The 20456-nt window shown below is 38.5% G+C and carries 15 protein-coding genes; 7 read left to right on the top strand and 8 right to left on the bottom strand.

The window, feature by feature from the left end; all coding sequences use genetic code 11:
• Positions 1-7: 7 nt before the first annotated feature.
• From C0430_RS04690 to thrA, 4 genes are all read right to left on the bottom strand, one after another.
• Positions 8-571 carry an RNA polymerase sigma factor gene (locus C0430_RS04690; RefSeq protein ID WP_290865996.1) on the bottom strand — a complete coding sequence of 188 codons (564 nt, stop codon included), beginning with the start codon at positions 569-571 and terminating at the stop codon, positions 8-10.
• Positions 572-863: 292 nt separating this feature from the next.
• Positions 864-2153 carry a threonine synthase gene (thrC, locus tag C0430_RS04685; protein WP_290865994.1) on the bottom strand — a complete coding sequence of 430 codons (1290 nt, stop codon included), beginning with the start codon at positions 2151-2153 and terminating at the stop codon, positions 864-866.
• 112 nt (positions 2154-2265) lie between these two features.
• A complete protein-coding gene (locus C0430_RS04680; protein WP_290865992.1) occupies positions 2266-3186 on the bottom strand; it encodes a homoserine kinase in 921 nt (306 codons plus the stop codon).
• 75 nt (positions 3187-3261) lie between these two features.
• Complete coding sequence (gene thrA, locus C0430_RS04675; RefSeq protein ID WP_290865990.1) at positions 3262-5709, bottom strand: bifunctional aspartate kinase/homoserine dehydrogenase I; 2448 nt, start codon at positions 5707-5709, stop codon at positions 3262-3264.
• Positions 5710-6085: 376 nt separating this feature from the next.
• Here thrA and hutH point away from each other — a divergent pair, with 376 nt between their 5' ends.
• The 5 genes from hutH (at position 6086) to C0430_RS04650 (ending at position 10790) form a co-directional block, all read left to right on the top strand.
• Entirely contained in the window at positions 6086-7600 is a 1515-nt protein-coding gene (gene hutH, locus C0430_RS04670; protein ID WP_290865988.1) for a histidine ammonia-lyase, read from the top strand.
• Between the two features lie 47 nt (positions 7601-7647).
• Positions 7648-8292, top strand: coding sequence for a DUF47 family protein (locus C0430_RS04665; RefSeq protein WP_290865986.1), 645 nt, complete (start codon positions 7648-7650; stop codon positions 8290-8292).
• A 36-nt stretch (positions 8293-8328) separates the two neighbouring features.
• Positions 8329-9669: an inorganic phosphate transporter gene (locus tag C0430_RS04660; protein WP_290865984.1), complete on the top strand. Its 1341-nt coding sequence runs from the start codon at positions 8329-8331 to the stop codon at positions 9667-9669.
• Positions 9670-10097: 428 nt separating this feature from the next.
• Entirely contained in the window at positions 10098-10502 is a 405-nt protein-coding gene (locus C0430_RS04655) for a heavy metal-binding domain-containing protein (protein ID WP_290865982.1), read from the top strand.
• 81 nt (positions 10503-10583) lie between these two features.
• Positions 10584-10790, top strand: a complete 207-nt coding sequence (locus tag C0430_RS04650) for a heavy metal-binding domain-containing protein (RefSeq protein ID WP_290865979.1) — start codon at positions 10584-10586, stop codon at positions 10788-10790.
• A 239-nt stretch (positions 10791-11029) separates the two neighbouring features.
• Here C0430_RS04650 and C0430_RS04645 read toward each other — a convergent pair whose 3' ends face one another.
• Entirely contained in the window at positions 11030-12118 is a 1089-nt protein-coding gene (locus C0430_RS04645; protein WP_290865977.1) for a PAS domain-containing sensor histidine kinase, read from the bottom strand.
• 523 nt (positions 12119-12641) lie between these two features.
• Here C0430_RS04645 and C0430_RS04640 point away from each other — a divergent pair.
• Positions 12642-13208: an AraC family transcriptional regulator gene (locus C0430_RS04640; protein ID WP_290865975.1), complete on the top strand. Its 567-nt coding sequence runs from the start codon at positions 12642-12644 to the stop codon at positions 13206-13208.
• A gap of 286 nt (positions 13209-13494) precedes the next feature.
• Complete coding sequence (locus C0430_RS04635; protein ID WP_290865973.1) at positions 13495-15999, top strand: heavy metal translocating P-type ATPase; 2505 nt, start codon at positions 13495-13497, stop codon at positions 15997-15999.
• A gap of 73 nt (positions 16000-16072) precedes the next feature.
• On the opposite strand, the gene C0430_RS04630 is transcribed toward C0430_RS04635, so the two are convergent.
• The 3 genes from C0430_RS04630 to C0430_RS04620 all read right to left on the bottom strand — a co-directional run.
• A complete protein-coding gene (locus C0430_RS04630; protein WP_290865972.1) occupies positions 16073-16582 on the bottom strand; it encodes a YetF domain-containing protein in 510 nt (169 codons plus the stop codon).
• A 10-nt stretch (positions 16583-16592) separates the two neighbouring features.
• Entirely contained in the window at positions 16593-17960 is a 1368-nt protein-coding gene (gene rimK, locus C0430_RS04625; protein ID WP_290865970.1) for a 30S ribosomal protein S6--L-glutamate ligase, read from the bottom strand.
• A gap of 302 nt (positions 17961-18262) precedes the next feature.
• On the bottom strand, positions 18263-20456 hold a 2194-nt coding region (locus tag C0430_RS04620; protein ID WP_290865968.1), incomplete at its 5' end, for an ATP-dependent Clp protease ATP-binding subunit.

Below are 20456 nucleotides of genomic sequence, written 5' to 3'. Positions count from 1 at the left end.
TTTCTATTTATAAAATTTTATCATGTTCCTGAAAAAAAAGCCGAAGTGATTCCAGTGCTTTACTCATTTGGTTTTTGACAGTATTTACGGAGATGCCTAATTCTAGACTGATTTCTTCGTAAGTCATGCCTTTTTTGCGAGACATTTTAAAAATCCTTTTCCGCTTGGGAGGCAATTGTTTTATGGCTTGTTTTTTTAATTTTTTGCAATCGGCTTCACGAATCGAGTAATCCGTTTGATCACATGATTTTTGGCTTTTATAGAAGACTTCTTCTTTTAGAAGTACGTCATTGGCAGCTTTATTCAATAAATTGAACGCTTGGTTTCGAGCTATGGTGAATAGATATGATTTAAAAGATTGCTCCAAATTCAGATTTTCTCGATGCAACCAAACCTTCAAAAAAACATCTTGAACATTTTCTTCGGCAAGCTCTTTTGATTTAAGAATACTGATGCTGTAACCATAGATGTCTTGGTAATAGAAATCAAAAAGTTTACGAAATGCTTTTTCGTTGTGATTTTTGAGTTCACTTACCAATAATTGTTCGCTAAAGTCTTTAATTTCGGGCATTATTTTAATTACTCTCTGTTTTTTGGAATAATAGTAAGACTCTATCAATTCTTGCCTATTGAATTGGGTATGGATTGGCAAATATATAAAAATATAATTCGCATTGATTTTTTATAATATGGAAAATTTAGTCGTTTATTTTTTAAACTGGCAAAATAAAATCTAACTTGATTACAGTTTATGAAAGTATTTCGGGCTTTGTAAATTAGGATTACGTAATAGGAAACCTGCAAAAAAAAAGCACTTTATCCTTTAATAAAGTGCTAATGTCAAGAGTTGTTGTGCTATGTAATTACGCCAAAAACGCTTTTAATTCCTCGTAAGTCTTGATTTTTGTGCTTACTTTTTCTTTGTTCAACACGCTTTCAATTTGGGTTGGAATAGGCAATTGGATATTCAAAGCCGGTTCTACCACGTCCAAGAATTTGATGGGATGAGCGGTTTCCAAGAAAATTCCAATCGCATTTGGATGGTTTTTCAATTCTTTTTTCAAGCCCAAATAGCCCACTGCTCCATGCGGTTCTGCAACGTAACCATCGGTTTTATAAATGGATTGCATCGCTTCCAAAGTTTCGGCATCGGTATAAGAAAACGAAGAGAAATCTTTTTTGAATTCTGCCAAATCGTTGTTGTACATTTCCTGAATACGAATAAAGTTACTCGGATTTCCAACATCCATCGCGTTCGAAATCGTCGCTTTGGAAGGTTTTGGATCGTAATTTCCTTTTTCCAAAAATCTTGGAACGGTATCGTTCACATTGGTCGAAGCCACGAAATGTTCGATAGGCAAACCTAATTTTTTGGCCATGATTCCGGCACAAATATTTCCAAAATTCCCGCTTGGACACGAAAATACCAAAGCTTTGTTTTGTGATTTCAATTGCTTGTAAGCAAAGAAAAAATAAAACATTTGCGGCAACCAACGAGCAATATTAATCGAGTTGGCCGAAGTCAGGTTTTTGTGGTTCAAACTTTCGTCCAAAAATGCTTTTTTGACCATGTCTTGGCAATCGTCAAAAACACCGTCCACTTCCAATGCCTTGATGTTTTGTCCCAAGGTGGTCAATTGTCTTTCCTGGATGTCGCTCACTTTTTCCGAAGGATACAAAATCACGACTTCCACGCCTTGAACGCCCAAGAAACCACTGGCAACAGCACCTCCAGTATCACCGGAAGTAGCCACGAGAACCGTATTTTTATTGTCTTTTTTGTCTTTGTTGAAATAACCCAAACAACGCGACATAAAACGCGCTCCCACGTCTTTGAACGCCATCGTTGGTCCGTGATACAATTCGAGGGCATAAATTCCTTCTTCCACTTTTGGAGTCGGAAATTCAAAACACAAGGTTTCTGCAATGATTTGTTTCAGGGTTTCGGCTGGAATTTCGTCGCCCACAAATTGTTGAATGGCTTCGAAAGCAATTTCCTCATTGCTCAAATTTTCGATATTTTCGAAAAATTCTTTTGACAATGGAGTGATGGATTCCGGAAAATATAATCCTTTATCGGTGGCCAATCCTTGTATTACGGCTTCTTGAAAAGAAACTTTTGGGGCATTATGGTTTAAACTGTAGTATTTCATTTGATTTTAGATTGAAGATTAGCGATTAACGATTTTTGATTTTTTTAGCAACTTGAGTTACATCTGAAATCAAAAATCGTTAATCTGAAATCTTAAATAATTTTTATTCTTCTTATATTATGCTTACTCCATCCGCATTCACTTTCGAAACGTGGATTTCATAAGGCAAATTGATTTCGTCATAAACGGCACTCATGGCGGCGGCGATTTTGTCGGCGGTCTCTTTTCCTTTGCTCAATGCAAAAATAGAAGGTCCTGAACCCGAAATTCCTGAACCCAAGGCTCCGTTTTCGTAAGCGACTTTCTTGATCAAGTCAAAACCGGGAATCAACATACTGCGAACCGGTTCGATGATTTCGTCGTGTAGCGAACGTCCAATCAATTCATAATCGTTGGTGTATAATCCGGCAACTAATCCGCCCACGTTGCCCCATTGGGTAATGGCGCTTTTCAGGGAAACGGTTTGCTTCAATACCGAACGGGCATCGGAAGTTTTCAACTCAATTTGAGGATGAACCACAGTCGCATACAATTCCGATGGACTGTCAATTTTGATGATGTCCAAAGGATTGGAACTTCTTACCAAAGTAAATCCACCCAAAAGGCAAGGAGCAACGTTGTCGGCGTGGGCATTTCCACTGGCCAATTTCTCACCCTGCATTGCAAATTTTACCAATTCTTTTCGGGTAAACGGTCTTCCCAACAATTCGTTGATTCCAAAAACAGCTCCGGCCGAACTGGCAGCACTGCTTCCGATTCCACTTCCCGCCTTGATGTGTTTGTAGATTTCAATCTCGAAACCAAATTCGGTTTCCACTTCTTCCAACATCGCCAAAGCAGCCACACCAGAAACGTTGTTTTCAGTTTCCAATGGCAGATTTGCTCCTTCGATTTTAGTAATGCGGACACCTTTTACATCCGATTTTCGAATAATCATTTCGTCACCTTGTGTAGCTAAACAAAGTCCCAGGACATCAAATCCACAGGAAAGATTGGCTATGGTTGCAGGACAAAATATTTTTATTTCATTCATAGTATTTTGTTTCAAGTTTCAGGTTTAACGTTTCAAGTTCTCTCGTAACTTGAAACTTTAAACTTGAAACTAATTTTATATATTTCCAACACGGATTACGTCGGCAAAAATTCCCGAAGCCGTTACGGCAGCACCGGCACCGGCACCTTTTATCAATAAAGGTTGGTCGATATATCGGTCTGTGTAAAATTGCACGATATTGTCTTTTCCTTCCAAATTATAGAATGGACTTTCTTTCGGGATGAATTCCAATCCAACGCTGGCTTTTCCGTTTTCGAAAGTGGCCACATATTTCAAACGGGAATCTTTGGCTTTGGCTTCAGCCAATAAACCTTCGAAATGAGACGCATTTTTTATCAAGGATTTGAAAAAATCTTCGTTGTTCGTGGTCGCCAAACATTCTTCCGGCAAGAAAGATCGGTTGGCAATGTCTTCAATGTCTAATTGGTAGCCGCTTTCGCGAATTAGAATCAAAATTTTTCTGGCCACGTCCACACCGCTCAAGTCGATTTTCGGATCTGGTTCAGTGAATCCTTGAACTCCTGCTTCTTTCACCACATCGTGAAACGAATTGTTTTCGTCGAAATTGTTGAAGATAAAGTTCAAACTTCCCGATAAAACTGCCTGAATTTTGTTCACTTTATCCCCCGAAGCAATCAGGTGTTTCAAGGTGTCAATAATTGGCAAACCGGCTCCTACATTGGTTTCGAACAAGAAAGGCGCATTGAATTGACGGGAAAGATTTTTCAGTTTTTTATAATTGTCATAAGCGGACGAACAGGCGATTTTGTTGCAAGTCACCACGGCCACGTTTTGTTTCAAGTATTGTCCATAAGTTTCGGAAACCGATTGGTTGGCCGTAATGTCAACGAAAATGCTGTTGCGCAAATTGAGTGTTTTCACTTTTGCAATAAAAGCATCTTTGTCTGCTGGTTCTCCATTTTCCAATAAGGATTTCCATTCTTTCAAAGGGATTCCGTCTTCGTCAAAATACATTTTTCTGGAGTTGGACACAGCCACAACTCTCACATTTATTTTAAGGTTTTCCTTGAGGAATTTCTTTTGTTGGCTGATTTGCTCGATGAATTTTTCGCCCACGTTTCCAACGCCCATCACGAACAAGTTCAATTGTTTGGTGTTTTCCTCGAAGAAATTTTCGTGCAATGTGTTCAATGCTTTTTTGACGTCTCTTTCGTTGATTACAACTGAAATGTTTCTTTCGGAAGCGCCTTGTGCAATGGCGCGGATATTCACGTTATTTTTACCCAAAGTACTGAACATTCGACCACTCAAACCTTGGTGGTTTTTCATGTTTTCGCCCACCAAAGCAATGATGCAAAGGTCTTTTTCGACAATGCAAGGATCGATTTTGTTTTGGGAAATTTCTTGTTGAAAGGCTTTGTTGATGGCATTTTCGGCTTTCTCGGCATCGGAATTCAGGATTCCAATACAAATCGAATGTTCCGAAGAAGCTTGGGTAATAAAAATCACGTTGATGTTTTCGTGTGACAACACTTCGAAAAGTCTTTTGGATGAACCGGCAACGCCAATCATTCCGGAACCTTCCAGCGTAATTAGCGTAATATTGTCTATATGGCTAATTCCTTTTACGGGATTTGCATGTGAAGTATTTTGGTTTGAAATATAAGTTCCTTCGGCTTCTGGTTCGAAAGTGTTTTTGATAAGAATTGGAATATTCTTCTTCAAAACGGGCTGAATTGTTGGCGGATACAACACTTTGGCACCAAAATGCGACAACTCCATGGCTTCTTGATAGGAAATTGTGGCAATAGGTTGGGCTTGTTTCACGATTTTTGGATTGGCGGTAAACATTCCGTTGACGTCAGTCCAAATTTCCAATTCGGTTGCATTCAAAGCTCCTGCCAAAATTGCAGCGGTGTAATCAGAACCACCCCGACCTAGAGTTGTGCCAATTCCGTCGATTGAAGTGGCAATAAAACCGGGCATTATTACAATTTGAGCCTCATTCGAAGCAAAATAATCAGCAATTAATGGATTGGTTATTTCGAAGTTTACGGCAGCTTTGCCAAAATTATTATTGGTTTTAATCAATTCGCGACTGTCTTTGTAACCGCTATTTTTATGATGTTGTTTGAAGGCTTCGGCAATGATGTAAGACGACAATAATTCGCCAAAACTCAAAATCGTGTCCGAAGTTCTTGGGGACAATTCGCCCAAAAGGAAACAACCGTCCAACAAGGTTTCCAGGTGATTGATGATTCTTTTGATGTGGCTCAAAGAGCCGCTTTGCTCACTAACGGGAATTAATTCCTTGATGGCGTCCAAATGTTTTTTCTCGATTTCGGCCACAACTTCCTTAAAACTTTCGTCATTAGAAGCTGCTTTTTGCGAGGCAAGAACCAATAAATCCGTAACTTTGGTAAAAGCGGAAACGACTACAACCAGTTTGTCTTGTTTGGCTTTGTTGAGAACTATATCTAAAACGAGTTTTATATTTTGCGCATTGGCTACCGAAGTTCCGCCAAATTTTAATACTTTCATTGTGTTGTTTTTATTTTAAATGCAAATGGTTTTTATATACCTATGAACTCTCTTCATTTAGAAAAAAGCACGAAAACTGGATTATATGTAAAATGTATACCCCTAAAGGGTAGTAGTTGTAGTAGTGGTGGTAGATGTAACAAAACAAGCAGCCCAGATTTGGGTTACCATCGAAGAGTGATATGTTTTACTGTTGTTTACCATTATATTTTTCAAAAGTACATTTTTTTATAAAACAATAAAACCTTTCATTCTGTTTTTGCGAATATTTTAAAAAACACTAGTCTAAAAAAAGAATATTAATTTTTTTAAGGGTTAAATCTTGTTTTTTAATATTGATTTATTGAATTTTGGTCTCTCAAAAGTATAAAACTAAATGGATAACACACATTATATAAGCACCGAAGTGCTTACCCTGGAAACTTTACAAGAAATCGTTTCACATCATAAATCACTGGCTTTATCTGATGAAGTGAAAGTCAGTATTCAAAAATGCAGGGATTATCTGGACAAGAAAATGGCTTCAAAATCGAAACCTATTTATGGTATCAATACCGGTTTTGGTGCGCTTTGCAATGTGAAAATTTCCAAAGAAAATCTTTCGAAACTTCAAGAAAATTTGGTCAAGTCACATTCTTGCGGAACGGGTGACGAAGTACCGACGGAAATTGTGAAATTGATGTTGCTGCTAAAGATTCAATCCTTGAGTTATGGTCATTCCGGAATCCAGTTGCAAACGGTCGAACGCTTGGTCGATTTTTACAACAATGATATTTTGCCCGTAATATATACCCAAGGTTCGCTTGGCGCTTCGGGCGATTTGGCTCCGTTGGCCCATTTATCGTTGCCTTTGTTGGGCGAGGGTGAAGTGAATTTTGAAGGACAGAAGGTGCATTCGAGTGTAATTTTGAAGCAATTTAATTGGGAACCAATAGTTTTGCAATCCAAGGAAGGCTTGGCTTTACTTAACGGAACCCAATTTATGAGTGCTTATGGCGCACATGTTTTGATGAAAGCCAACAAGTTTTCGTATTTAGCGGATTTAATTGCGACCATTTCTTTGGAAGCTTTCGACGGAAGGATAGAACCTTTTCACGAGTTGATTCATTTTATTCGTCCACACAAAGGACAAATCGTGACGGCAAATAGGGTTAAAGGTTTTCTGGAAGGAAGCGAAATCATCAGTCAAGAAAAAAAACACGTTCAGGATCCGTATTCTTTCAGATGCATTCCACAGGTTCACGGTGCTTCGAAAGATGCCATTGATTACGTAGGAAAAGTGTTCAAGACCGAAATTAATTCGGTGACTGATAATCCCAATATCTTTATCGAAAGTGACCAGATCATTTCAGGTGGAAATTTTCATGGACAGCCATTGGCTTTAGCCTTGGATTTTATGGCCATTGCCTTGGCGGAATTAGGCAGCATTTCCGAAAGAAGAACTTTTCAATTGATATCAGGTTTGCGAAATCTTCCCGCATTTTTGGTCGATAATCCCGGCTTGAATTCAGGTTTGATGATTCCGCAATACACGGCCGCGAGCATTGCCAGCCAAAACAAACAATTGGCAACTCCTTCGAGCGTGGACAGTATTGTCTCGAGCAACGGGCAGGAAGATCACGTGAGTATGGGAGCCAATGGCGCCACGAAGGCCTTGAAAGTAATGGAAAACCTAGAGCGAATTTTAGCCATAGAATTAATGAATGCTTCGCAAGCCATTGAATACAGAAGACCTCTGGAATCTGGAGATTTTATAGAAATGTTTTTAAAAGCTTATCGTGAGGAAGTTTCTTTGGTAAAAGAGGATCGAATTTTACATTATGACATTCAGAAAACAGTAACTTTTTTAAATAGTTTTCAAATCGAAGACGATTTGTTAACAATTACTTAACATTAGCATAAAATAAAGCAGTAATTTTGTACCCTAAAATTAACAAAATGTCAATAAATAGTATTTTTCAGTTTTTGGTCCCAAAAGACAAAAAATTCTTTCCGCTTTTTGAGGAAGCATCAGCAAATTTAGTTCAATTAGCATCCATTTTACATGAGGCGGTCAATTTACCTTTGAAGGAAAGAGACGAACTTTTTTCGAAAATCGATGAATTGGAACAAAAAGGAGAAGATATTACACGCTTAACAAACCTCGAGTTGAGCAGGAATTTTATTACTCCTTTTGACAGGGAAGATATCCATTCCTTGATCACTTCAATAGACAATGTTGCGGATTATCTTCACGGTGCATCAAGCAGAATGCGATTGTATCAAGTAGCCAAGATTACCAAATCTATCAGAAAATTAACCGAAATTAATCTTGAAGCTTGTCAGAATATTGATGTTGCCGTTAGAGAATTGAGGGATTTGAAGAAAATGAAAAAAATAACTGACGCTTGTTCCAGAATCAGTAAATTAGAAAGTAAATCAGACAGCGTTTATGACAAAGCAGTTGCTGATCTTTTTGAAAACGAAACTGATGCCAAAAATATTATCAAATACAAAGAAGTGTTGTCAGTGTTAGAATCTGCAGCCGATAAATGTAAAGGTGTGGCCAGTGTTTTAGAATCTATTTCTGTGAAACACTCCTAGAAATTTCAGCAATTTTTCAATCTTTCAATTAAAATTATGGAATTTACGCTACTTATAGTTATCATAGTATTGGCTTTGATTTTTGATTACATCAATGGTTTTCATGACGCTGCCAATGCCATTGCCACAGTTGTTGCCACAAAAGTACTTACTCCTTTCCAAGCCGTTCTTTGGGCTGCTTTTTTTAACTTTCTGGCGTATTGGGTTTTTGGTTTTGGAGTCGCGGATACCGTAGCCAAAACAGCCCACACAATGGAAATAAATCTGGTGGTTATACTTGCGGGTGTAATCGCTGCCATTTGTTGGAATTTATTGACCTGGTGGTTGGGAATTCCTTCGAGTTCTTCCCATACTTTAATAGGTGGTTTTGCAGGGGCGGCACTTGCCCACGCCATTGCCATGCACGGTTTTTCCAGCTATGTATTGGCTGACGGTACAACTTCGCATTGGTACAACATTGTTAGTTGGTACAAAGCAGGTAAAGATGGGGGAATACCATCTGGTGTCATAATTGTTATCGCTTTTATTGTTTTGGCGCCACTTATAGGAGCGTTGGCTTCTTACTTAATTTCTATTTGGTTGTTGAATGCTTCCAAGAAAAGTATTCTTCCAAAATTATTTACAATTACAATAATGGTATTAACTATTTTGTTTGTTTATTACCAAATGGTTCCCTACGAGAAAATAGAAAAACCACGTTTTGATTCCCATTTTTGGAGTGTAATATTAGAGTCGCACAATATAAAATGGTTTTTGGTTGCTTTCATCATATTGGCTGTCTCAACTTTTGCTTTGATATTTAGCAGTCTAAATCTTCATCAAGCAGATGGTGCTTTGAAAAAAATGCAATTGTTGTCTTCTGCAGCTTTTAGTTTAGGACATGGTGGAAATGATTCGCAAAAAGTGATGGGTATCATTGCAGCGGCTGTTGCCGTTTATATCCAGACTAGTGGGGTTGCCCAAGAAAGTTTGCCAAGTTGGTTGGATGTTGTGTTGCCAAAAGATGATGGCTCATTCAAAATGCCTGATTGGATTCCTTTGGCTTGTTATTCTGCCATAGCGGCAGGAACCTTGAGTGGTGGATGGAAAATTGTAAAAACAATGGGTTCCAAAATCACGAAGGTTACCTCATTTGAAGGTGTTGCTGCCGAAACTGCAGGAGCTTTGACTCTTTATTTTACGGAGCATCTAAAAATTCCGGTAAGTACAACCCATACGATAACTGGTTCCATCATTGGAGTTGGTTTGACCAAACGCGTTTCAGCAGTTCGTTGGGGTGTTACCGTGAGCTTGTTATGGGCTTGGGTATTGACGATTCCTGTTTCAGCATTATTGGCAGCTTTCGTTTATTATTTTTTAAGTATATTCTTGGTTTAAAATATTTTTTTGCCAAGATTCAAGAAACGAATGAATCTTGGCAAAAAATTACAAGATACAAACTAAATAATTTTATGAGTTTGCATTTTTTGAGATAAAATTCAAAAATAATAATTTTGATTTTTCAGAAAAAACGCAAAATTATTTCAATTCAGAAACCAATCTTTCTTCCGGTTTCTATTTCATTTGGCTGATTCCAAAAATAGGCTAAATCTTGTTTTGACCGCCATAATTGTGTCAAATTTTAAGCAATTCTTGCTGTAAAGTTATTTGTTCTCACGGCTAATTAAAGGATTATTAAGTGTAGTTTTATTGCCATTATTTGATTATGTTTATCCTATTCAATTTAAAAAATTAACCTCAAATGGTAATTTGCTAAATCGAAGAATCGAGGAAGTTCATTTACTGTTTAAAAAAATCCAAAAAAAATGAAAAATTCAGTAATCGCATTAAGCATGTTCTTGGCAGTGAGTACATTGTCTGCAGCTCAAACTAGCACAAAACCTTCAAAAGAAGCAGTTCAAAAAACGACTTATTCCTGTCCGATGCACCCAAAAGAAATAGGGAAACAAGGTGACGATTGTTCAAAATGTGGAATGGCATTGACCAAAATTGAAACTCCAAAACCAACTTATGCTTGTCCAATGCATCCAACGGTAACTGGAAAAAAAGGTGACGATTGTTCAAAATGTGGAATGGCATTGACCAAAATTGAAACTCCAAAACCAACTTATGCTTGTCCAATGCATCCAAAGGTAACTGGAAAAAAAGGGGATGATTGTTCAAAATGTGGTATGGCATTGACCAAAGTTGAAGAAGAAAAAAACAAATAAAAATATTAATTTCAAGTATAAATGATGCTATGGGATTTATAACTTTTAGGCTTATTTGCAATTCTTTAAAAAATACAAACAATGAAAAAATCAATCATTTCGGCTCTCGTAATAGTTTTTGTAGCGGTTTCTTGTAACCAGAAAAATAATAATGACAAAACAAGTGATTCTGTAAAAACAGATGTTGCTGAACAAAAATATGCCTGTCCGATGCACCCGGAAGTTCAAGGAAAATCGACGGATAAATGTTCTAAATGTGGAATGGATTTGACTGAACAAGTTAAATAAATCTATCAATATTGCTTCTTTAATGACCTCTTAGGTTTTTTAAATCTTTGAGGTCTTTCACAACTATGTAATTCTTTGTTAAGTACTTCAGAACAAAAAATAATATCCATTTCATTGCGAAATAGGTTTGTTCATCCTAATGGAAGGACACAAAATGTAACAAGAAGTTAAAATGAAGAGCTAGTTTATTTTTTTAATAAGCTTGAGGCTGTCAAGTTCAGTCGAAAATAGTTGCAATTTTAATCTTTGAACGTGATTATAAACGTACTTCCTTCATTGATTTTGCTTTCCACCGTGATTTCACCGCCCAAACTGGTGATGTGGTTGTGAACTAAATAGAGGCCAATGCCTTTGCTGTCTACATGATTGTGAAACTTTTGGTGTAAGCCAAAAATCTTTCCTTTTACGGCATCCATGTCGAAACCCAAACCGTTATCAGAAAATAATAATTGATTTTTTCCATTGAATATTCTGGAAGAAATCGAAATAATTGGTAAAATGCCCGGCTTGGCATATTTAATAGAATTTGTTATTAAATTCAGAAAAATACTTTCCATGTAGGCTTTGTTGAATTTGATTTTTTTCAATTGAGAAAAGTCGACATTAATGGTCACTTTTGAGTTTCGTACTAACGAATTTATCGAAAGCAGAACGATGTTCAAGGATTTTTTTAATTTTATGGTCTCGATTTCGGCATTGATGTCATCTTTTTGAATTAAGATATCCAGATAATCATTCAAGGCCTGTCTCAAACTTTCGCTGGTAGATTCCAGCATTTCTATAAATTGAAGAGTTTCGGGGTCGGTGATTGTGGAAACATCCAAAAGACTAAAAATAGAAAGCAAATTGTTTACTGGAGATCGCAAGTCGTGTGAACTTGCGTACCCCAATTTTTTCAAATCTTTATTTATTTTCGCGAAATTGGAAAGAAGTATATTTCGTTCTTCCTCAAGTATTTTTTTATGAGTGACATTTTTAGCTACGGCATAAACCAGTTTTTCCTCGAATACAGGCAACGATGTCCAGGACAGCCAAATAATTTCGCCTTCTTTTGTTACATAACGATTTTCAAAATTTTGCAGCGGGCTGTTCTTTGCAAGTTCATTTCTGTAGGCCGCAGTGATATTCCGATCATCTATATAAATAAATTCACTAATGGGTTTTGAAAATAATTCTTCTTCAGTATATCCTAATAATTTAGAAACAGAAGGGTTTATTTTTTTAAAATAGCCATCAAATCCAGCTATGCAAAGCAAATCCGGAGACAATTCAAAAAAATGTTTGAAAATGTCGTGATTACCTGTATTTGAAATATTTTCTTCAGTCATTTTCTACAAATAAAATTATTTTTTTGCTAAGATAGTAAGTATACAATAGATTTGTTTATGTGAATTTGTATTTTGTTTAGTAAAATTGATGATTAAAGAGACTTCTCATTTTTGACCAGTTTCTTGTCTATTGAAACAAGTTTTTTTATTTTTTTAATAGTTCTGTTTATCAGGTTTTTAGATTTTTGTTTGTTAGCGCATTTCTAATTTAGGCACAACTAGTCCATAATGTTTGGGTGGTATTTGAATTTGTTTTCTACTGTTAAAGTTGCTTGTCAAGATTCTATTTGGGTTGCATTGGTTTCTTTTTTTAGAAGCAGCCGTATGATTTTTTAAAAGATGTATAGAAATTAAATTTATGTTGCGGAATTTTGAAAACCTTGTGCTTATGAAGTTAATTTATCATCATGATCAATCTTTTTTATTTGATGAGTTCCAATGACAATGCCAAAAGTTATTGAAACTTCAGCTATTTTCATCCCCAAAATTTCCTAAATTTATCTCCTGAAATTCAAACAGCACAATGAAACTTTACATCAAAAATATGGTTTGTGGTCGTTGCGAAATGGCCATGAGAGCAGCATTGGAACAACTGCAAATTCCCGTTCTCTCGATGCAATTGGGCGAAGTGGAGCTGTCCGGAAATCTGGACGAACACCAAAAGCAAACCTTGGCCCAAAACCTAAACGCTCTCGGCTTCGAATTGCTCGACGACAAAATCAGCAAGACCATCGAGCGCATCAAAAACTTGATCATAGATTTGGTTCACTATCAAAACGAGCAACTGAAAATAAATTTATCTACTTATTTGGCCGAGGATTTAAAGCAGGATTACAGCACTTTGAGCAATCTTTTCTCGGAAACCGAAGGCATCACCATCGAGCATTATTTCATCGCCCAAAAAATAGAAAAAACAAAGGAATTGTTAATGTACAACGAACTGACCTTGAGCGAAATTGCCATTCAACTCAACTACAGCAACGTGGCGCATCTGAGCAACCAATTCAAGAAAGTAACGGGTTTCACGCCCAGCCATTTCAAGAAATTGAAGGAAGTGAAGCGAAAGCAAATCGATGACTTGACCAGTTGAGTTTTTTTTTCACCATATAAGGCATATAAGAACATTTAAGTTTTAGGTTTGTTTTGTATGTAATTTTTTTACCATACAAAGGTTGTCTAAGAATTTTTAAGTTTTTCTGTATGTCTTATATGACCTTATATGCCTTATATGGTAAAAAAATATGACATTATTTTGTTCTCATTGCTTATATGGCAAATTCCATTTTATAAATGATGCAAAACTTTCCCAAAATTGTACAACAACCAAAAATAGTTTCCTTCGGATATTTGCAGTGTAAAATTAAGACAACAATCAAATGACACATACTTATACCATTACCGGGATGTCCTGCAACGGCTGTAGGACCAAGGCGGAAAAAGCCTTGAATGAACTCGATGGAGTGGAAGCCGTGGTAACTTTGGATCCGCCAACAGCCACGATTACATCGGAAAAATCGGTTTCCGTTTTCAAACTCCAAAAAGCCTTGTATTCGGCAGGAAACTTCATCATTAGCGAAAGCGGTGCTTCCGATGAAAATTCCATTTATGCCACGCCAATGTCCAGCGAAATGAAGCCTGTCGATTTGCCCCAAAGCGCTGCTGGAAAATACTATTGCCCGATGTTTTGCGAAGGCGACAAAGTCTATGACGAGCAAGTGGGGTGTCCCGTTTGCGGAATGGATTTGGTCAAAGCACCTGAATTGGTCGCTGCCAAAACCAGTTATACTTGTCCGATGCACCCCGAAATTGTGCAGGATGAACCTGGAGATTGTCCTATTTGCGGAATGGATTTGGTACCGATGCAAATAGAGAAAGAGGAAGAGAACGAGGCCTACAAGGAGTTGTTGCACAAAATGAAAATAGCCTTGTTGTTTACTGTTCCCGTTTTCATCATTTCGATGCTGGAAATGCTACACGGAAATCCGCTGTTGCAACTGATGGAAACCCAAAAATGGAATTGGGTGCAGTTTGTTCTTTCGCTTCCCGTGGTTTTTTATGCCGGTTGGATGTTTTTTGTACGCGCCTGGAAATCCATATTGACCTGGAATCTCAATATGTTCACGTTGATAGGAATTGGTACGGGAGTTGCCTTTATGTTTAGCGTGTTGGGATTGCTGTTTCCCGATTTTTTCCCCGAAGAGTTCAAGCACCACGGCACGGTTTCGCTTTATTTTGAAGCTTCGGTTGTGATATTGACCTTGGTTTTGTTGGGACAATTGATGGAAGCCAAAGCCCACGGACAAACCAACAAAGCCATCAAGGAATTATTGAAATTGGCTCCAACCCAAGCCACTTTGGTTGTTGATGGCGTGGACAAAATAATCTCCATTCATGACATCAAAAAAGGCGATGTATTGCGCGTAAAACCCGGAGAAAAAATCCCAGTGGACGGAAAAATTACCGATGGCGAAAGCACCATTGACGAATCGATGATTTCGGGAGAACCCATTCCTGTTGACAAAACGGTTGGTGATGCAGTAATTGCGGGAACCATCAACGGCAATAAATCCTTCCTGATGCTGGCTGAAAAAGTGGGTTCGGAAACCCTGCTTTCGCAAATTGTGCAAATGGTCAACGATGCAAGTCGTTCAAGAGCACCTATTCAAAAATTAGCCGACAGCATTGCCAAATATTTTGTGCCAACCGTGGTAGGAATTTCGGTAATAACCTTTATTGTTTGGGCAAAATTTGGTCCCGAACCCGCGATGGTCTATGGTTTTATCAATGCGGTTGCGGTATTGATAATTGCCTGCCCTTGCGCTTTGGGATTGGCCACGCCCATGTCGGTGATGGTGGGAGTGGGCAAGGGCGCACAATCGGGAGTTTTGATCAAAAATGCCGAAGCCTTGGAAAATATGAACAAAGTAAACGTCCTGATAACTGACAAAACGGGAACGATTACCGAAGGAAAACCATCGGTGGAAAAAGTATTTTCTTCGAATGATGAAGAAGAGAATCTATTGCAAAACATCGCTTCCTTGAACCAATACAGCGAACATCCTTTGGCGCAAGCCGTGGTGCATTATGCCAAAAACCAAAATGTTGCTTTGGTTGAAGTGAAGGATTTCGAAGCGATTTCCGGTAAAGGTGTCATTGGAACTGTGGCCAACAAGAAAGTCGCTTTGGGCAACAAAAAATTGATGGAACAAGTAAACGCAATTGTTTCCGTGGATTTGGAAGCCAAAATCAATGCCGAGCAAAAACAAGGAAAAACGGTTTCCTATATTTCAATTGATGGAATGGCGGTGGGGTTTGTGTCGATTTCGGACAAAATAAAAGCCACGACCGCCAATGCCGTCAAGGAATTGATCCAACAAGGCGTGGAAGTCATCATGCTGACGGGCGACAATGAAAACACCGCAAAAGCCGTAGCCGACGAATTGCATCTGGGGCGTTTCATTGCCAATTGTTTGCCCGAAGACAAACTCAACGAAATCAAACGCCTGCAAGCCGAAGGTAAAATCGTGGCAATGGCGGGTGACGGCATCAATGACGCTCCGGCATTGGCGCAAGCCGATATCGGAATCGCGATGGGAACCGGAACTGATGTGGCGATTGAAAGTGCCAAAATCACTTTGGTAAAAGGCGATTTGCAAGGCATCGTGAAAGCTAAAAAACTGAGTCAGGCCGTGATGCAAAACATCAAACAGAATTTGTTTTTTGCGTTTATCTACAATGTTTTGGGGATTTCGGTGGCAGCGGGAATCTTGTATCCTGTTTTTGGATTGTTGCTCTCGCCAATGATTGCCGCCGCCGCAATGAGTTTTAGCTCGGTTTCGGTAATCGTGAATTCGTTGCGATTGAGGCGTTTCAAAATTTAATTTACGGTTTTACCATATAAGTCATATAAGTTTTATGTATCAATTATACTTATATGACTTATATGTTTAAAATCTAAACGACTGACTTCTTGGTTCTTTTGATTCTTTTGTAATGCGTTTGGCGAAGGTTTTTATTGCCGGAAATGATGCTGATATTGCCATCGATTTCCAACATCGCTAATTTTACGTCCGAAAAATGTTCGACCCCGTGTTCGCGAATGGCTTCCTGAAGTTCTTCGGAAGTGATGTTTAATTTGCCCAGAGTCTTGAAATCCAGTTTGCCGTCGTGAATCAGGATTTCTGGTTTTTGGTGTAAAAAATCACTGAATTTCGGGAACTTGAACATCAGTTTTTTTAGGGTAAAATTGATGACAAAAAGTACTGCCGCAGCGGCCAAACCACCCAAAAGACTGGTGTCGCTTCCCACCATCGCATTTTGAACCGAGTTGCTGATCAATAAAATCAGGATGACATCGGCGGTGTTGAGTTGCGATAATTCCTTCTTGCCAAAAATCCGCAAAACGATGAGCATAAAAAGATAAACAGAAGCACTTCGGAGGATGATGTCAAGATAGGGATTCATGTTTTTTGGTTTATAATTTAAAATTCTTCTCGATGGCTCGAATCATTTCGCCTGCAATGTCTTTGTTGGTGGCACTTTCGATTCCTTCGAGTCCCGGCGAGGAGTTTACTTCCAGCAACAAAGGTCCTTTTGAGGAACGAATAATATCGACACCGGCCACTCTCAAATCCATTGCTTTTGCGGCGCGAATGGCAATTTTTTTCTCTTCGGCGGTGGGTTTTATCACGGAAGCACTTCCTCCAAGATGAATATTGGCACGAAATTCTCCCGGCAAGGCTTCTCGCTGGATAGCTGCCACGACTTTGCCATCAATCACAAACAAACGAAGGTCTTTTCCGTTGGCTTCTTTGATGAATTCTTGTACCAAAATATTGGCATTCAGACTTTTAAAAGCATTTATAACGCTCTCTGCTGCTTTTTTGGTTTCGGCTAAAACAACTCCTTTTCCTTGTGTGCCTTCCAATAATTTCACGATTAGCGGAGAGCCGCCCACCATTTTTATCAAATCGTCGGTGTCCAAAGGAGAATTGGCAAAACCTGTAGTGGGAATGTCTATTCCGCTTTGCAACAGTAATTGTAGTGAAAATAATTTATCGCGTGACTGCGTAATTGCGGTGGATGAATTGAGGCAATATACGTTCAAAGCCTCGAATTGTCTTGTCAAAGCGCAGCCATAAAAGGTAATGCTGGGACGAATCCTTGGAATAATGGCGTCAAATTGATTTAAAATTATTCCACCACGATAATGAATTTCGGGAGTCTTGGCATCCAGTTTCATGTAGCATTCCTTGATGTTCAAAAAGTGCATTTCGTGACCGCGCATTTCACCGGCTTCCATAATTCGCTTATTGCTGTACAATTCAGGATTGCTGGCCAAAAGGCCAATGCGCAAACCGGAACTTGCTTTTTCGGAATTTTTATACACTTCCTTTAAGCTGTCGTTTGTAGGTTGTCCCAATAGATACTGTTGTTCGGGATCTACCAAAACTCTTCCGCTCATGGCTTCACGTCCGAGCAGCATTCGAAAACCCATGGAGTCTCGATTGGTCAACGTCATTTCGATGTGCCAATTGGAGTTTCCAATTTCCAAATTGGTTTGAATGACATAACGTTCTTCCCGAAATCCGCTGGAACTTTTCACGATCCTTTTGTCGACTAATGGCGCTTCACAATGGATAACCGTTTTGACGTTGTTCTGGATGGGATTGATGTCAAATTTGACCCAATTTTGTCCTTCTTTTTTAAATGGAGCAATGTTTATGGCGTGCAAAGCCGAGGTTTTTGCACCTGAATCAACACGTGCTTTAATGGTTGGAATTCCTAATTCTGGGAGGGAACACCATTCCTCGCTGCCCAATATAATTTTGTTTTGTAACATAAATGAGTTTTAAAATAGACTTAATCCAATGTAAATATATATCGATAAAAGAACTTTGGATGTTAAATTACGGTTAAATCAACAAGATGCGAAATAATGATTTAAATAATGATTTCCTTGGAAATGTTGTAAAAATATAAACTACTTTCAAATTGAGTGCAACGGTGATTGGTCTTTGCGCCTCGACAGCGATCGACTTGACAGTAACGGTTCATAAAAAAGTAGCCACGAATTCACTAATTTCACCCATCAATTAGTGAAATTAGTGAATTCGTGGCTTAAAAAATCTCTTGAATACTAGACTAATTAGTTGGTTTTTCTTCTTTATGAACCGTTACGGTCAATTCTTGTGAAGTTTCGTCCAAATCCATAAATATCTCGTCTCCAGCTGATACTTTTGAAGTAATTATTTCTTCGGCAAGAGCATCTTCAACATATTTTTGGATGGCTCTTTTAAGTGGTCTAGCACCAAATTGTCTATCAAAACCTTTGTCTGCAATAAAGGCTTTTGCTTTATCGGAGAGATTTAAATGATAACCCAATTCGTTGATACGAGCATATAATTTTTTCAATTCGATTTCGATAATCAAGTCAATATCGTGTTTTTCCAATGCGTTAAACACAATAACATCGTCAATTCTATTCAAGAATTCAGGTGCAAAGGTTTTCTTCAAGGCACTTTCGATGATGCTTTTTGAATTGTCGTCGGCTTGGGCAATTTTGGCGGCAGTTCCAAAACCAACGCCTTGACCAAAATCTTTCAATTGGCGAGCACCCACATTCGAAGTCATGATGATAATGGTGTTCTTAAAATCGATTTTTCGTCCCAAACTGTCTGTCAAGAAACCATCGTCAAGCACTTGCAACAACATGTTGAATACATCGGGATGTGCTTTTTCAATCTCGTCCAAAAGTACCACACAATAGGGTTTGCGACGTACTTTTTCGGTTAATTGTCCACCTTCTTCGTATCCAACATATCCCGGAGGCGCTCCAACCAATCTTGAAATAGCGAATTTTTCCATGTATTCGCTCATGTCAATTCGAATCAAGGCATCTTCAGAATCGAACAATTCCTTGGCCAAAACTTTGGCTAATTGGGTTTTACCAACACCGGTTTGTCCCAAGAAAATAAAGGAACCAATTGGTCGGTTTGGATCTTTTAATCCAGCACGATTTCTTTGTATGGAACGCGCAATTTTCATCACGGCTTCTTTTTGTCCAATCACTTTTCCTTCGATGAGTTCCGGTAACTTGGCCAGTTTGTTGCTTTCAGTTTGTGCAATACGATTTACGGGAATTCCGGTCATCATCGAAACTACGTCGGCCACATTGTCTTCCGTAACTTTAATTCTATTGTTTTTTGAATCTTCATCCCATTGTTCTTGGGCTGTGGCCAATTCTTTTTCGATACGCTTTTCGTCGTCGCGAAGTTTGGCGGCTTCTTCGTATTTTTGTTTTTTGACTACCGAATTTTTCAATTCACGAACCTCTTCCAACTGACGTTCCAATTCCAAAATTTGTTTGGGAACATCAATGTTTACGATATGAACTCGAGAACCAGCTTCGTCCAGGGCATCGATGGCTTTGTCCGGCAAGAAGCGTTCAGACATATATCTGTCGGTCAATTTTACGCAGGCTTCAATCGCTTCTGGAGTGTAGGTCACATTGTGGTGGTCTTCGTATTTATCTTTTATGTTATTCAAGATGGCAATGGTTTCCGTAACGGATGTTGGTTCAATAATAACCTTTTGAAAACGTCTTTCGAGTGCTCCGTCCTTTTCTATATATTGTCGGTATTCGTCAAGAGTCGTTGCTCCAATACATTGGATTTCGCCTCTGGACAAAGCCGGTTTAAACATGTTGGAAGCATCAAGCGAACCTGTGGCTCCACCAGCGCCAACAATAGTGTGGATTTCGTCAATGAAAAGAATGATGTCGTCATTTTTTTCCAATTCGTTCATCACGGCTTTCATTCGTTCTTCAAATTGTCCGCGGTATTTTGTGCCAGCAACAAGGCTTGCCAAATCAAGAGTTACCACGCGTTTATTGAACAAAATGCGAGATACTTTTTTCTGGATGATGCGCAAGGCCAATCCTTCGGCAATGGCAGATTTTCCTACTCCAGGTTCCCCTATAAGTAATGGATTGTTCTTTTTGCGACGGCTTAAAATTTGGGAAACACGTTCGATTTCTTTTTCGCGTCCCACGACTGGGTCTAATTTTCCTTCTTCGGCCATTTCTGTTAAATCTCTCCCAAAATTGTCCAAAACCGGTGTTTTTGATTTTTTGTTGGATTTATTGGCCGGGTTGTTGAAAGTGCCTTCTTTTAGACTGTCATCTTGTCCTGAATCTTCGTTGTAAGCGTCGTTTCTTGGCAAGTTTTCGATAAAATCTTCTTCGCTCGGTGTCATGTTTAGATATTGTTCTTTAGCTATGTCATAATCAATTTTCATTTTATTCAATAGCTTGGTTGTTGGATCGTTTTCGTTTCTT

It is taken from the genome of Flavobacterium sp. (assembly GCF_013823965.1).
In the GTDB taxonomy this organism is placed as follows: Bacteria; Bacteroidota; Bacteroidia; order Flavobacteriales; family Flavobacteriaceae; genus Flavobacterium.
This window is presented reverse-complemented; position numbering and strand designations above follow the sequence as displayed.

What these genes read in the sequence shown, in the direction of transcription:
- C0430_RS04640 (WP_290865975.1), top strand. Translation starts at nt 12,642, where the DNA reads ATGAAACTTTACATCAAAAATATGGTTTGTGGTCGTTGCGAAATGGCC.
- C0430_RS04660 (WP_290865984.1), top strand. Translation starts at nt 8,329, where the DNA reads ATGGAATTTACGCTACTTATAGTTATCATAGTATTGGCTTTGATTTTT.
- C0430_RS04655 (WP_290865982.1), top strand. Translation starts at nt 10,098, where the DNA reads ATGAAAAATTCAGTAATCGCATTAAGCATGTTCTTGGCAGTGAGTACA.
- C0430_RS04650 (WP_290865979.1), top strand. Translation starts at nt 10,584, where the DNA reads ATGAAAAAATCAATCATTTCGGCTCTCGTAATAGTTTTTGTAGCGGTT.
- C0430_RS04645 (WP_290865977.1), bottom strand. Translation starts at nt 12,118, where the DNA reads ATGACTGAAGAAAATATTTCAAATACAGGTAATCACGACATTTTCAAA.
- C0430_RS04635 (WP_290865973.1), top strand. Translation starts at nt 13,495, where the DNA reads ATGACACATACTTATACCATTACCGGGATGTCCTGCAACGGCTGTAGG.
- thrA (WP_290865990.1), bottom strand. Translation starts at nt 5,709, where the DNA reads ATGAAAGTATTAAAATTTGGCGGAACTTCGGTAGCCAATGCGCAAAAT.
- C0430_RS04680 (WP_290865992.1), bottom strand. Translation starts at nt 3,186, where the DNA reads ATGAATGAAATAAAAATATTTTGTCCTGCAACCATAGCCAATCTTTCC.
- rimK (WP_290865970.1), bottom strand. Translation starts at nt 17,960, where the DNA reads ATGTTACAAAACAAAATTATATTGGGCAGCGAGGAATGGTGTTCCCTC.
- C0430_RS04630 (WP_290865972.1), bottom strand. Translation starts at nt 16,582, where the DNA reads ATGAATCCCTATCTTGACATCATCCTCCGAAGTGCTTCTGTTTATCTT.
- C0430_RS04665 (WP_290865986.1), top strand. Translation starts at nt 7,648, where the DNA reads ATGTCAATAAATAGTATTTTTCAGTTTTTGGTCCCAAAAGACAAAAAA.
- hutH (WP_290865988.1), top strand. Translation starts at nt 6,086, where the DNA reads ATGGATAACACACATTATATAAGCACCGAAGTGCTTACCCTGGAAACT.
- thrC (WP_290865994.1), bottom strand. Translation starts at nt 2,153, where the DNA reads ATGAAATACTACAGTTTAAACCATAATGCCCCAAAAGTTTCTTTTCAA.
- C0430_RS04690 (WP_290865996.1), bottom strand. Translation starts at nt 571, where the DNA reads ATGCCCGAAATTAAAGACTTTAGCGAACAATTATTGGTAAGTGAACTC.